The following is a 12,385-nucleotide window of genomic DNA, read 5'->3' on the forward strand; positions in this document are numbered from 1 at the left end:
GCCGTCGTGCGCGAGGTAACTCAATCTCTTCACTCCCTTGACCCGTGGTGCCCCACCACAGTAATGCCGCCCCCGGACGGGAATCGTCCGGGGGCGGCCATTACGGGAGTGACGCGCGGAAAGGGGGAAAGATCACAGGACGTTCTGCGCCTCGTCGTAACGCTCCGACGGAACCGTCTTCAGGGTCTGCACGGCCTCGTCGAGCGGGACCATGACGATGTCCGTGCCGCGCAGGGCCGTCAGCATCCCGAACTCGCCCCGGTGGGCGGCCTCCACCGCGTGCCAGCCGAAGCGGGTCGCCAGGACGCGGTCGTACGCCGTGGGCGTGCCGCCGCGCTGGACGTGGCCCAGGATGACCGGCCGGGCCTCCTTGCCGAGGCGCTCCTCCAGCTCGACGGCGAGACGGTTGCCGATGCCGGCGAACCGCTCGTGGCCGTACATGTCGGTGCCGCCCTCTTCCAGGGCCATCGAGCTGCCCTCGGCGGGCTTGGCGCCCTCGGCGACCACGACGATCGCGAAGCGCTTGCCCTGCTCGAAGCGCTCGCCGACGATCGCGGTCAGCTCCTCGATGTCGAAGGGGCGCTCGGGCACGACGATCGCGTGCGCGCCGGCCGCCATGCCCGAGTGCAGGGCGATCCAGCCGGTGTGGCGGCCCATGACCTCCACGACCATCACGCGCTGGTGGGACTCCGCGGTGGTCTTCAGCCGGTCCAGTGCCTCGGTGGCCACCCCGACGGCGGTGTCGAAGCCGAAGGTGACGTCGGTGGAGGCGATGTCGTTGTCGATCGTCTTAGGGACGCCGACGATCGGCAGGCCGCCCTGCGAGAGCAGGTTCGCGGCCTTCAGCGTGCCTTCGCCGCCGATCGGGATGATGGCGTCCAGGCCGAGATCGGCGACGTGGCCGCGGGCCCGCTCCACGCCGTCGCGCAGATGGGCGGGCTGGACCCGGGAGGAGCCCAGAATCGTTCCGCCACGGGCCAGGATGCCGCTCACGGCGTCCAGGTCGAGCTTGCGGTAGTCGCACTCCAGGAGGCCGCGCCAGCCGTCGTGGAAACCGATGACCTCGTCCCCGTGGTCGACGACGGCGCGGTGCACGACGGAGCGGATGACGGCGTTGAGCCCGGGGCAGTCGCCTCCGGAAGTGAGCACACCTATGCGCATGGCAGGGGAGGACCTTTGCAACGTGGGCCGACGACCGGACCACGTCGTCCGGTTGGAACTACCCAGCACCCTACAAGCGGATCGAGGGTGGACTGAACCATCCTCCACATGCTGGTCAGATCAGTCGTACGAAAACACGTCGGCCCGGATGCCCCGAGGGGAATCCGGGCCGAACGCCGGGTATCGGCGGTGCCGGTGGCGGTGCGGCTACGCGGGCTGCGTGGCCGCCGCGATGCGCTCGGCGCGCAGCGCCTCGTACCAGCGGTCGTCGATGGGCGGCAGCGCGTTCACGTCGAGGGCCAGCTTCAGCAGCAGGTCCGCGATCTGCGGGTTGCGCGCCAGCACGGGACCGTGCATGTACGTGCCGAACACCGTGTCGTTGTACGCGCCTTCGGTGCCGTCGCCGGTGCCGTTGCCGCGGCCCATCGTGACCCGCGCGAAGGGCCTGGCCGTCGGGCCGAGGTGCGTGACGCCCTGGTGGTTCTCGAAGCCGGTCAGCTGCGGCAGGCCGAGCCGGGGGTCGATGTCCCCCAGCACGTCGCCGACGCACCGCTCGCCCTCGCCGCGCACGGTCACCACGTCCAGCAGGCCGAGGCCCTGCTGGCGCTCGCCGACGTCGTTGACGAACTCCTGGCCCAGGATCTGGTAGCCGGCACAGACGGAGAAGACGATCGCCCCGTTCGAAACGGCGCGCTCCAGACCGCCGTCGCGCAGCAGGCGCTCCGCGGCCAGCCGCTGCGGCCGGTCCTCACCGCCGCCGATCAGGTAGATGTCGCCCGAGGTGGGGATCGGCTGGTCGCTGCGCACGTCCACGCGCTGTACGTCCAGGCCGCGCCGGCGGGCCCGGCGCTCGACGACCAGGGCGTTGCCCTGGTCTCCGTACGTGCTGAGCAGGTCGGGGTAGATCCACACCAGACGCAGGCTGTTGTCGCTCATGCTCTTGTCCTTATGGGTACTAGTTGCCGACGCGGCGGCGCACGTCCTGGAAGGCGGTGTAGTTGGCGATCAGCTCGATCTGTCCGGGCGGCGCCAGCTGCACGGCCTCGTCGAGGGTCTCGCACACCCGGAAGTCCAGGCCCGCGACCTCCAGGCGGACCGCGAGGTCCAGCTTGCGGTCGCCGATCACGAAGATCGGGTGGCCGGCCAGGCGCGGGTAGTCCACGTCCCACAGCCAGGAGGTGTCGGTGCCGTCCGCGCCGCGTGCGTTCACCGACAGGATCACCGGGGTCGGCGGCGGGTCGATCAGGGAGAAGGTCTCCAGCCAGCCGGCCGGGTTCTTCGCGAGCAGCAGCCGCAGTTCGCGGCCCATGAAGCTCACCACGTCGTAGCGTCCGGCGACGGCCTGCACCTGGTACATCCGCTCCAGTGCCACCTGCGGCGGGACGCCGAAGACGGCCGCCACCGCGGCCGAGGTGGCCGCGTTCGCCTTGTTGGCGCGGCCCGGGAGCTGGAGGCTGATCGGCCAGGCGCTGCCGTGCGGGTCGAGCACGTGGTCACCGGAGAGCACCCAGCTCGGGGTGGGACGCCGGAAACCGCACTCGCCGCAGAACCAGTCGTCGCCCGGACGCTGCATGACGCCACCGCAGGAGGGGCACGACCAGGCGTCGTCCTTCCACTCCTGACCGGCCGCGACCCACACCACGTTCTGCGAGGAGGAGGCGGACCACACGATCAGCGGGTCGTCGCAGTTCGCGACGATGACCGCCTTGGAGCCGGAGAGGCCCTCGCGCCACTTCTCCGCGAGCATGCGGGTCTCGGCGGCGCGGTCCAGCTGGTCACGGGAGAGGTTCAGCAGGGCGATCACCTTGGGGGTGACGTCCCGGGCCACTCCGGCCAGGTACTTCTCGTCCACCTCGATGACGCCGTAGCGGGCGTCCGAGCCGCCCGCCAGGGCGGAGGTGATGCCCGCGGGCATGTTCGCGCCCAGCGCATTGGAGACGACCGGGCCGCTGGCCCGCAGGGCCTCCGCGATGAGCCGGGTCGTCGTGGTCTTGCCGTTCGTCGCCGAGACGAGGACGACGTCGAGATGCTGCGCCAGCGCGCCGAGGAGATCGGGGTCGAGCTTGAGCGCGACCTTGCCTCCGATCACCGATCCGCTTCCGCGTCCCGCGGCCCGCGACACCGCCGCTGCGGCCTTGCCCGCCGTCACGGCCAGCTTGGCCCGCGGCGAAAGCGGCTCTGTGTTGCCTGCCATCGTCCCTTGTCCTCCTTGCGTCGGTCGCCCCCAGCCTATCCATGACCTGCCCGCGCCCGGACCGCGGCGCCCCCGGTCTGCCGAAGATCTCCTCATATAGTCGCCCGTCGTACTCTTACCGCCATGCGACAGCGCCCCCTCCCCGGTACCTCCGGCATCGTCCGCACCATGAGCCTGCTGGGCGACCCGGTGCTCCATTCCGCTTGCGCGGAGGTCACCGAGTTCGGTCCGGCCCTCGACCGGCTCATCGAGGACATGTTCGCGACGATGTACGCCGCCCAGGGCGTCGGCCTCGCAGCGAACCAGATCGGCGTGGGGCAGCGGGTGTTCGTATACGACTGCCCCGACGACGAGGACGTCCGCCACGTCGGGCACATCGTCAACCCGCGGTTGGTGTCCGCGGAGGGGGACGAGTTCGCCGGTCCCGAGGGGTGCCTGTCCCTGCCGGGGCTGGAAGCGTCCACGGTCCGCTTCGACGAGGCCGTCGTCGAGGGCGTCACCTCGGACGGGGCGCCGGTTCGGGTGGCCGGGACGGGGTTCTTCGCGCGGTGCCTGCAGCACGAGTGCGATCACCTGGCCGGTGCGGTGTACGCGGAGCGGGTTACGGGGCTGCGGGCGCGCAAGCTGCGCAGGCAGATCCGGAAGACCGACTGGGGTCAGGCCGGGATCCACGCGCTGGGGGAGTGAAAGCCCGGCGGGGCCGGGGTTCCCGGGGCTCCGCCCCGGACCCCGCGCCTCAAACGCCGGCGGGGCTGGATTTGCCCCTGACGGTGCCCGGTGGGGCTAGAAGCCCGGGCCGTCCGCTCGGTTGCCGGCCGTGGCCAGGCGGCCCCACAGGAGATCGGTGAGGGCGCTGACGAGTTCCTTGCGCGCGCAGGGGCGTTCGCCGAGCCACCAGTCGCCCGCCGCGTGCATCATGCCGACGATGCCGTGGCCCCAGACCCGGGCCAGGCGTTCGCCGCCGGGGCCCAGGTCCACGCGTTCGCCGATCACCTGGGCCAACTCCTCGCCGAGGCGGCGCAGCAGCGGGGCCGAGTGCAGGCCGACGTCGAAGCCGCGCTCGGGGGCCTGGGAGTCCTCGGCCGGGTGCATGAGAAAGCGGTAGACCTGGGGGCGGGCCTCGATCGCGGCGAGGTAGGTGTCGAGGGTGGCCTCCACTCGGCTGCGCCGTTCGGCGGGTGCGTCCAGTGCCGCGCGCAGCGAGTCGAGCAGGGCGTCCGTGTGCCGGACGGCCAGGGCCTGGTAGAGGCCCGCCTTGTCGCCGAAGTGGCGGTAGAGGATGGGCTTGGTGATGCCCGCCTCCGCGGCGATGGCGTTCATGGACGCCTTGGGGCCGTCCCTGAGGACGACCCGGTCGGCGGCCTCCAGCAGCTCCCGCCGCCGGCGCTCGCCCGCTCCCGGCTCGCCGGACTGCCGTGTGGTCTCCATGCCGTCTTCACTCCCCGCCCTTGCGATGTCCTGAGGCCACGCAACGTAACACCCCGCACACCGTGGCGATCTCATCGGCGGTCCGTCATCGCTGCTGCTTGACAGTGCTTACCGGCCGGTAACAGACTGGAGTCGGAGTGGGGGTTACCGTAGGTAACTTGCTTGATGGACACTGCTCGGCAGCCACCTGTACGGCAGGCGACACGAAAGATGGAGGGGACATGGCGGAGTTCACCATGGAGCTCAACGACGACCAGAAGCAGGTGCGGGACTGGATCCACGGCTTCGCCGCCGACGTGATCCGCCCCGCGGCCGCGGAATGGGACGAGCGCGAAGAGACTCCGTGGCCCGTCATCCAGGAGGCCGCCAAGGTCGGCATCTATTCCCTCGACTTCTACGCCCAGCAGTTCTTCGACCCCACCGGCCTCGGCATCCCGATGGCGATGGAGGAGCTGTTCTGGGGCGACGCGGGCATCGCGCTGTCGATCGTCGGCACCGGGCTCGCCGCCATCGGCGTCGTCGCCAACGGCACCGAGGAGCAGATCGGGACCTGGATCCCGCAGATGTACGGCACCCCCGAGGACGTGAAGGTCGCCGCCTTCTGCTCCTCCGAGCCCGACGCCGGCTCCGACGTCGGTGCGATGCGCACCCGCGCCGTGTACGACCAGGCCAAGGACGAGTGGGTGCTCAACGGCACCAAGACCTGGGCGACCAACGGCGGCATCGCCAACGTCCACATCGTCGTGGCCGTCGTCGACCCGGAGCTGGGGACGAAGGGGCACGCCTCCTTCATCGTGCCGCCGAACACCGCGGGCCTGTCCCAGGGGCAGAAGTTCAAGAAGCACGGCATCCGCGCCTCGCACACCGCCGAGGTGGTGCTGGAGGACGTACGGATCCCCGGTTCCTGCCTGCTCGGCGGGAAGGAGAAGCTGGACGAGCGGCTCGCGCGGGCCCACGAGCGGGCCAAGGCCGGCGGCGGGGAGCGCGTGAAGAACGCGGCCATGGCCACCTTCGAGGCTTCCCGCCCGGCCGTCGGCGCCATGGCGGTCGGCACGGCGCGCGCCGCGTACGAGGTGGCGCTGGACTACGCGAAGACCCGTACGCAGTTCGGCCGGCCGATCATCGACAACCAGGGCGTCGCCTTCCAGCTCGCGGACATGCGGACCTCCATCGACGCGGCCCGGCTGCTGGTGTGGCGGGCCTCCTGGATGGCGGTCGCGGGCAAGCCCTTCACCTCGGCCGAGGGCTCGATGTCGAAGCTGTTCGCGAGCGAGACCGCCAAGAAGGTCACCGCCCAGGCGGTCCAGATCCTCGGCGGCAACGGCTTCACCCGCGAGTACCCGGTGGAGCGCATGCACCGCGACAGCGCGATCTACACCATCTTCGAGGGGACGAGCGAGATCCAGCGGCTGGTGATCGCGCGCACGCTCTCGGGCATGCCGATCCGCTAGCGCGTCGGTTCGGGAGCGGGGAAGGGGGCCCGGGGCTGCCGCGAGGCGGTCCCGGGCCCCCTTCGTGCGCCTGCGCCGGGCCGGCGGCCCCCGGGCGGCCCGGGGGCCGGACGCCCCGTTCAGGGGCGCAGGAGGGCCTTCAAGGCTCGGGAGAAGCACAGGCGCGCCGCCGCCGCGACCAGGGGGTCGAAGGGGCGGCCCAGGCCCCGTACGCGCAGTTCCTCGCGCCATTCGGCCTCGCAGCCGCCCGCGGGCGAGGGGCGGAGCTCGATCTCCGCCCGGCCCCGCACCACGCGGCCGTGTTTGACGAGCCGGACCAGTCCCGCGGAGCCGTCCTGCGGGGGCCGCCAGAGGGTGACTTCCATCGGGTCGTCGAAGGTGATGCTCCCCACGCCCGTACGCATGGTGAAACGGGTTCCGTTGTGCGTCGGAGGCGGTGTTTCGATGATCGCCCGGGTGAGCGGGACGGCGGCGGCGTGGCGTTCCCAGTCCGTCAGCCTCGTCCACGCCTCCCCGGTGTCGAGAAGTGTGCGGTGAATGATCCGGATAGCGGGCATGAGCGCATCGTAAGCGGGCATACACACCCTGAACTGGGCGGCGAATATGGGTTCCGCCCGGGGGTGGCGATCAGTAATACTCACCGCCACCGTGGATCGCGGATTCGACCGGGTGACCACCGGCCTTCCCGCCCCACTCTGCGAGGAGGTGCGCCATGTGCTCCCACCAGCCCCCCTGCCCGACCGCCGACAGCGTCGACCACGACGCCGCACGCACCGTGGCCTTCCACCCCGAACAGGGCTGGAACCTGCTGTGCAACGGTGCCGTGGTCTTCGATGACACAGGTGAACTGCTCCCCGACGGCCGCACGGTGGAACCCCGCCGCCCGGCCCTGGTCTGAGCGAGGAGGCAGCATGCGCCAGCAGCTGATCCGAAAGCCCGTCCCGAAGCCCGCACCCCGAGACCTGGACCTGCGTACACCGTCGGGCAGACCCCTCCCGTACTGACGGGAGCCCCGGAGTTACGCCACGGCGCCACTGGCTGCGTCCACCGGCCCGGCCCACGCACTGGGCTTCAGCCGGTGGACGCCGCCGCGCCGCCCAGGAAGGCGTTCTCGTACGCCTCGTCGCCGATCGCCGCTCTGGCCTGCCGTTCGCCCTGGTCGCGCAGGGCCGTGAGCGAGGGTGAGCCCATCTGCGGCCGGCCCACCGTGCGCCACCAGGCGTGCCCCGTACCCAGTAGCCGGGCCGCCAGCTCGCCGTCTCCCATGGCCGCCACGGCCGCGGCCAGCAGGTCGAGGCCGAGTGCGATCCCGAAGCGGTCGCCCAGCAGCCGTTTGCCCGACAGCATCGCCCGCGCGTGCCGGGCCGCCTCCCCGTGGTGGCCGAGCCCGAAGGCGGCCACGGCCAGGATGTAGTCCGCGTACGCCCGCAGCCAGCGCTCGCCCAGCTCCGTGCAGGCCTCGCGCAGGCCCTGCGCCTCCTGCTCGGCCTCCTCGAAGCGTCCGAGGTCGCACAGGGCGTAGCCGGTGGCCAGCCGGCACAGCAGCCAGCCCACGCCGGTGGGTCTCCCGCCGTGGCCCCCGCGCGCCCGGGGTCCGGCGAGCGCCAGGGCCCGTACGGGATCGCCCGGCATCAGCACCGACACCGCGTGCAGGTACGCGGCGCGCAGCTCCGGCTCCGGGTCGGCCAGGGTGGCCGCCGCGCCGGTGCACGCCCGGCCGAGCTCCTCGGCCGTGGCCAGGTCGCCCTGGAGCAGGGTGGTGAGCCCGAGGGCCCACAGGGCCTGGACGTACGCGGCTCCGGTACGCGGGCCCCGGCTCAGGGCCCGTTCCAGGAAGGACCGGCCCTCGTCGACGTGGCCGCAGGAGAACCAGAAGAACCAGAGCGCGCCCGCCGTCTCCAGGGCCGCCGTGGGGTCCGAGCGGAGCAGGTGCTCCAGGGCGGTACGCAGCTGCGCGTGCTCGGCGGTCATCCTGCGGTACCAGTCCAGCTGGCCCGGGCCCATCCAGCCCGGGTCGGCGGCCTTCGCGAGCGCCGCGTACCAGTGGGCGTGCCGGTCGGCGATGACCCGTTCCTCGCCGAGTTCCGCCAGCCAGTCCTGGCCGTACTCGCGGATGGTGTCCAGGAGCCGGTAGCGGGCGCCCGCGCCCCGTTCCCGGCTGCACCGGACCACCGACTTCGTCACCAGGTCCGCCAGCACCCGCTCGACCCGGGCGGCGGGCAGGGGGCCGCCCGAGCACACCGCGCGGGCCGCGGCGACGTCGAAGTCCCCGGTGAACACCGAGAGCCGGGCCCACAGCAGCCGCTCGACCGGCTCGCACAGTTCGTGGCTCCAGCCGATCGCGGTGCGCATCGTCTGGTGCCGGGGGAGCCGGGCGGTGGCGGTGCCGGAGAGCAGGTCGAAGCGGCCTTCGAGGCGCTGCGCCATCTGTTCCAGGGTCCACAGCCGCATCCGGGCGCCGGCCAGTTCGAGGGCGAGGGGGATCCCGTCCAGGCGGCGGCAGACGTCCGCGGCGAGGGCCGCCCGGTCCGGGTCGGCGAAGGCGGCGGCGGCGTTCGGGGTGGCGGCGATCGCGCGGGCCCGGAACAGCGCGAGGGCGTCGCTGTCGGGTCCTTCGCTGGGCAGCGGGCTGACTTCGACCAGGTGCTCACCGGGGCTGAGGAGCGGTTCGCGGGTGGTGATGAGCACCGTCAGGCCCGGTGCGGACTGCAGGAGTTCGCCCACCAGGTGCCGGCAGGCGGCCACCAGGTGCTCGCACGTGTCGAGGACGACCAGCAGCTCCTTGTCGGCCATCCACGCGCACAGTTCCTCGTCCAGCGGGCGCGGGGACTGGTGGGCGAGGCCGAGGGCGTGCGCGACGGTGGGGGTGAGCAGTTCGGCGTCGCGCAGCGGGGAGAGCTCCACCCACCACACCCCGTCGCGCCTGCGCTGGCGGGGGTCGGCGGCGGCCCGCAGGGCCAGCCTGGACTTGCCCACGCCGCCGACGCCCGTCAGCGTCACGAGCCGACGCTCGCGCAGCAGGTCGGACAGGAGGCCGAGTTCACGCTCGCGGCCCACGAAGCTCGCCGTTTCCGGCGGCAGGTTTCCCGGCACGGCGCCAGAGTCTGGCCCAGGATCGCCGTCCATGGAATCTGCCTGATTGTTGTTGACCGAGTACTCACCGAACACGGGAGTATTCTGCGCGATCTTCTTTCCCCGCAGTACCGTTCGGGACAGATCGAACGAACAGGATGTCAGGAGCTCCTCCGGCGGGCGGAGTTCGCGCGACCGCCGGGAAGCCGTCCGGGGGTGCTCGGAGCGGCCGTTCGGAGGGCGCTCAGGGGGCCAGTACGACCTGCCGTTCGGCGGAGAAGGCGCCCCAGGTGCCGTCGGGCAGGCGCGCCCGGAGCTTCACCGTCCATGCGGTGCCGGGAGGTTCGGCGACCGTGAGGCGGTGCTCCGCCTGGCCGGCCGGAACGGCGCCCTCGCCGAACTGGATGACGGTGGTGGGGCGGCCGTTGACGTAGAGCTCGTACTCGGTGGTCGCCCGGCCGGTGGCCGGGGCGGTCCAGGCGAGGGTCACCGCGCCCGGCGAGGCGACCGCCGTGAACTCGGCCGGAGCCGTGCCGGTCCGCTGTCCGGGCCCGGGCGGGGTGGTCACGTCCGCGGCGGGACCGGCGGGGGAGGAGTTGTCGGCGCCGTCGCGGGCCCGGACGGTGAAGGTGTACACGCTGTCGGGCCGGAGGTCCTCCAGGACCGTCGTGGTGGTGCCGGGGCCGACCGTGTGGATCCGGGCGTCGCCCTGGTAGACGTCGTACGCGGTGACGCCCGTGTCGTCGGTGGCCGCGGCCCAGGTCAGCCGGGCGGAGGTGGGCCCGAGGGCCCGGCCGTCCGTACGGGCCGGGGCGGTCGGGGCCAGCCGGTCCTCGGCCGTGGCCGCGGGGGTGGTGGCCGAGGCGGCCGCGCCGGCCGGGGAGGTGTTCCCGGCGGCGTCCCGGGCGCGGACCGTGAACGCGTAGGCCGTCCGCGGGGTCAGGCCGGTGATGTCGGTCATCGTCTTGTCGGCGGGCAGTTCACGGACCAGCCGGTCCGCCTGGTAGACGAGGAAGGAGGTCACCGCGTCGGCGGGGGCGGGCGACTGCCACATGACGTGGACCGAAGTGGCGCTGCCCGCCTGGGCGGTGAGCCCGGCCGGGGCCGCCGGGGGCGTGGTGTCGGAGGCGCCGCACGCCGTCAGCGCGGCGGCCGCGAGGGCCAGGGCGAGGGCCGGCGCCGCTCCCCGTACGGACGGCCGCCGGGAGCGGTGCGGGGGGTGCGGCGCGGTGCTGGGTGCGGGGTCGTGCACGGCGGGCGCCCTCTTCTTCCGTTCTTCGGGTCTTCCGGTGCGGCTGGTCCGGTCTTCCGGTGCTTCCGGCTCCCCGGAAAGGTCTAGACATATATGGCATGCTCCGCGGCGGCCGGGCAAGACCCCTGCGCCGCCCCTTCCCGCCGGTGCGGCCCGGTTCGTGTTCTTCCGCTCCCGTCTGGCATTATTGCGAGCTCTTTGCAATAACGAAGGAAGTGCACCAGATGAAGGCCCGGACCGTACGGGGAATGGCCGGGGCGACCGCGGCCGCGGTGATCGTCGCGGGCGCGGCGGCCTGTTCGACCCCCGGGGGAGGTGCCGCGGCGGGTGCCGGGGCGGCCGACTCCGTCGTGGTCGGCATAGCCACCGAGCCGGAGAGCCTCAGCCCGCTGCTGGGCTACGGCAAGGACGGCAACTCGAAGATCTTCGACGGACTGCTGGCGCACGACGCCGGCATGAAGCTGAAGCCCGCGCTGGCCGAGGCGCTCCCCGAGGTCTCCGCGGACGGACTGACCTACACCTACCCGCTGCGCCGGGGCGTGAAGTTCAGCGACGGACGGCCCTTCGGCGCCAAGGACGTCGTCTTCACCTACCGGACGATCCTCGACGCGAAGACGAACAACGCCTCCAAGTCCGAGCTCGACGCGATCGCGGACGTCACGGCGCGCGGCGAAGACGCCGTGGTCTTCACCCTGAAGTACCCCTACGCCCCCTTCGCCGAGCGGACCGTCCTGCCGATCGCCCCCGAGCACATCGCGGGCGGACAGGACGTCAACAGCGGCGAGTTCACCACCCGGCCCGTCGGCACGGGACCGTACGTGCTCACCGCCTGGTCCAAGGGCGAGAAGCTGAGCTTCAAGGCCAACCCGTCCTACTGGGGCGGCGAGCCCGCGGTGAAGAAGTTCACCATGGCGGTCATCAAGGACGACGACGTGCGCGCCACCCGGCTGCGCTCCGGCGAGCTGGACGGGGCCGTCCTGCCGCCGAACCTGGCCAAGGGGTTCAAGGCCGACAAGGCGCTCAAGAGGTATGCCGCCAAGACCTACGACTACCGCCAGGTGACCCTGCCGACCGAGCACCCCGTCACCGGTGACACGGCCGTCCGCCGGGCCCTGGACATCGCCGTGGACCGCGGCGCGCTGGTCGACAAGCTCCTCGAGGGCGCGGGCAAGGCCGCCTACGGCCCCGTCCCGACCGGCAGCCCGTGGTTCGCCGCCGGTACCGAGCGCCCGTACGACCTCGCGCAGGCCCAGAAGATCCTCGACGACGCCGGCTGGATCCCCGGCGCCGACGGCATCCGCGTCAAGAACGGGGTCCGCGCCGCCTTCCCGCTCTGGTACCCCTCCGGCGACAAGCTCCGCCAGGACCACGCCCTCGCCTTCGCCTCCGACGCCAAGAAGGCCGGCATCCAGGTCACCACCGAGTCCGGCAGCTGGGAGGTCATCGAGCCCCGGATGAAGACCGACGCCGTCCTCGCGGGCGGAGGCTCCCCGGCCGACCCGGACTTCGACCAGTACCTGACGCTGAACTCCGCCCTCGCGGGCGACGGCTTCAACAACATGGCCCGGTACGACAACCCGGCCGTGGACCAGGCGCTGCTCGACGGCCGCCGCAGCGCCGACCCGGCCGTGCGCAAGGCCGCGTACGACACGGTCCAGCGCGAGCTGGTCAAGAACCCGGGCTACGTCTACCTCACCCACATCGACCACCTCTACGTCGTGGGCGACCGGTGGGACGGGCCCTCCACCCAGACCGAGCCGCACGACCACGGCCTCGGGACCGGCCCCTGGTGGAACGTCGAGAGCTGGAAGCCGAAGCAGAAGTGAG

Annotated in this window: 11 protein-coding genes; 4 read left to right on the forward strand and 7 right to left on the reverse strand. The window is 72.3% G+C overall.

Translation table 11 applies throughout. From position 1 onward, the window contains the following. Nucleotides 1-132: 132 nt before the first annotated feature. The 3 genes from OG276_RS32710 to OG276_RS32720 all read right to left on the reverse strand — a co-directional run bounded on the left by OG276_RS32710 (nt 133) and on the right by OG276_RS32720 (nt 3,355). Nucleotides 133-1,161: a 6-phosphofructokinase gene (locus OG276_RS32710; RefSeq protein ID WP_266910871.1), complete on the reverse strand. Its 1,029-nt coding sequence runs from the start codon at nt 1,159-1,161 to the stop codon at nt 133-135. A gap of 207 nt (nt 1,162-1,368) precedes the next feature. Next, nucleotides 1,369-2,097, reverse strand: a complete 729-nt coding sequence (locus OG276_RS32715; RefSeq protein WP_266910873.1) for a type 1 glutamine amidotransferase — start codon at nt 2,095-2,097, stop codon at nt 1,369-1,371. A 19-nt stretch (nt 2,098-2,116) separates the two neighbouring features. Further along, nucleotides 2,117-3,355, reverse strand: a complete 1,239-nt coding sequence (locus OG276_RS32720) for a MurT ligase domain-containing protein (RefSeq protein WP_266910875.1) — start codon at nt 3,353-3,355, stop codon at nt 2,117-2,119. A gap of 123 nt (nt 3,356-3,478) precedes the next feature. On the opposite strand from OG276_RS32720, the gene def reads away from it, so the two are divergent. Then, nucleotides 3,479-4,042, forward strand: coding sequence for a peptide deformylase (def, locus tag OG276_RS32725; protein WP_250740164.1), 564 nt, complete (start codon nt 3,479-3,481; stop codon nt 4,040-4,042). 96 nt (nt 4,043-4,138) lie between these two features. On the opposite strand, the gene OG276_RS32730 is transcribed toward def, so the two are convergent. After that, a complete protein-coding gene (locus OG276_RS32730) occupies nt 4,139-4,783 on the reverse strand; it encodes a TetR family transcriptional regulator (protein WP_266910878.1) in 645 nt (214 codons plus the stop codon). Nucleotides 4,784-5,004: 221 nt separating this feature from the next. Here OG276_RS32730 and OG276_RS32735 point away from each other — a divergent pair, with 221 nt between their 5' ends. Then, complete coding sequence (locus tag OG276_RS32735; protein ID WP_266910880.1) at nt 5,005-6,234, forward strand: acyl-CoA dehydrogenase family protein; 1,230 nt, start codon at nt 5,005-5,007, stop codon at nt 6,232-6,234. 119 nt (nt 6,235-6,353) lie between these two features. On the opposite strand, the gene OG276_RS32740 is transcribed toward OG276_RS32735, so the two are convergent. Next, complete coding sequence (locus OG276_RS32740; RefSeq protein WP_266910882.1) at nt 6,354-6,791, reverse strand: SRPBCC family protein; 438 nt, start codon at nt 6,789-6,791, stop codon at nt 6,354-6,356. Between the two features lie 155 nt (nt 6,792-6,946). On the opposite strand from OG276_RS32740, the gene OG276_RS32745 reads away from it, so the two are divergent. Continuing rightward, nucleotides 6,947-7,132 carry a DUF5999 family protein gene (locus OG276_RS32745; protein ID WP_243341733.1) on the forward strand — a complete coding sequence of 62 codons (186 nt, stop codon included), beginning with the start codon at nt 6,947-6,949 and terminating at the stop codon, nt 7,130-7,132. Between the two features lie 173 nt (nt 7,133-7,305). Here OG276_RS32745 and OG276_RS32750 read toward each other — a convergent pair whose 3' ends face one another. Both OG276_RS32750 and OG276_RS32755 read right to left on the reverse strand, forming a co-directional pair. After that, nucleotides 7,306-9,327, reverse strand: a complete 2,022-nt coding sequence (locus OG276_RS32750; protein WP_266910886.1) for an NB-ARC domain-containing protein — start codon at nt 9,325-9,327, stop codon at nt 7,306-7,308. A gap of 223 nt (nt 9,328-9,550) precedes the next feature. After that, nucleotides 9,551-10,558 (reverse strand): fibronectin type III domain-containing protein, encoded by a 1,008-nt coding sequence (locus OG276_RS32755; RefSeq protein WP_266910888.1) that lies wholly within the window; start codon nt 10,556-10,558, stop codon nt 9,551-9,553. Nucleotides 10,559-10,782: 224 nt separating this feature from the next. On the opposite strand from OG276_RS32755, the gene OG276_RS32760 reads away from it, so the two are divergent. After that, the gene (locus tag OG276_RS32760) at nt 10,783-12,384 is read left to right on the forward strand and encodes an ABC transporter substrate-binding protein (protein ID WP_266910890.1); all 1,602 of its coding nucleotides are present in this window, start codon (nt 10,783-10,785) and stop codon (nt 12,382-12,384) included. The last annotated feature ends 1 nt before the right edge of the window (nt 12,385 follow it).

The sequence above is a fragment of the Streptomyces sp. NBC_00086 genome (assembly GCF_026343255.1).
GTDB lineage: Bacteria > Actinomycetota > Actinomycetes > Streptomycetales > Streptomycetaceae > Streptomyces.

Bases quoted from the DNA above. Each gene is read 5' to 3' on its own strand.
- OG276_RS32740 (WP_266910882.1), bottom strand. From the start codon at position 6,791: ATGCCCGCTATCCGGATCATTCACCGCACACTTCTCGACACCGGGGAG.
- OG276_RS32735 (WP_266910880.1), top strand. From the start codon at position 5,005: ATGGCGGAGTTCACCATGGAGCTCAACGACGACCAGAAGCAGGTGCGG.
- OG276_RS32730 (WP_266910878.1), bottom strand. From the start codon at position 4,783: ATGGAGACCACACGGCAGTCCGGCGAGCCGGGAGCGGGCGAGCGCCGG.
- OG276_RS32720 (WP_266910875.1), bottom strand. From the start codon at position 3,355: ATGGCAGGCAACACAGAGCCGCTTTCGCCGCGGGCCAAGCTGGCCGTG.
- def (WP_250740164.1), top strand. From the start codon at position 3,479: ATGCGACAGCGCCCCCTCCCCGGTACCTCCGGCATCGTCCGCACCATG.
- OG276_RS32760 (WP_266910890.1), top strand. From the start codon at position 10,783: ATGAAGGCCCGGACCGTACGGGGAATGGCCGGGGCGACCGCGGCCGCG.
- OG276_RS32715 (WP_266910873.1), bottom strand. From the start codon at position 2,097: ATGAGCGACAACAGCCTGCGTCTGGTGTGGATCTACCCCGACCTGCTC.
- OG276_RS32710 (WP_266910871.1), bottom strand. From the start codon at position 1,161: ATGCGCATAGGTGTGCTCACTTCCGGAGGCGACTGCCCCGGGCTCAAC.
- OG276_RS32745 (WP_243341733.1), top strand. From the start codon at position 6,947: ATGTGCTCCCACCAGCCCCCCTGCCCGACCGCCGACAGCGTCGACCAC.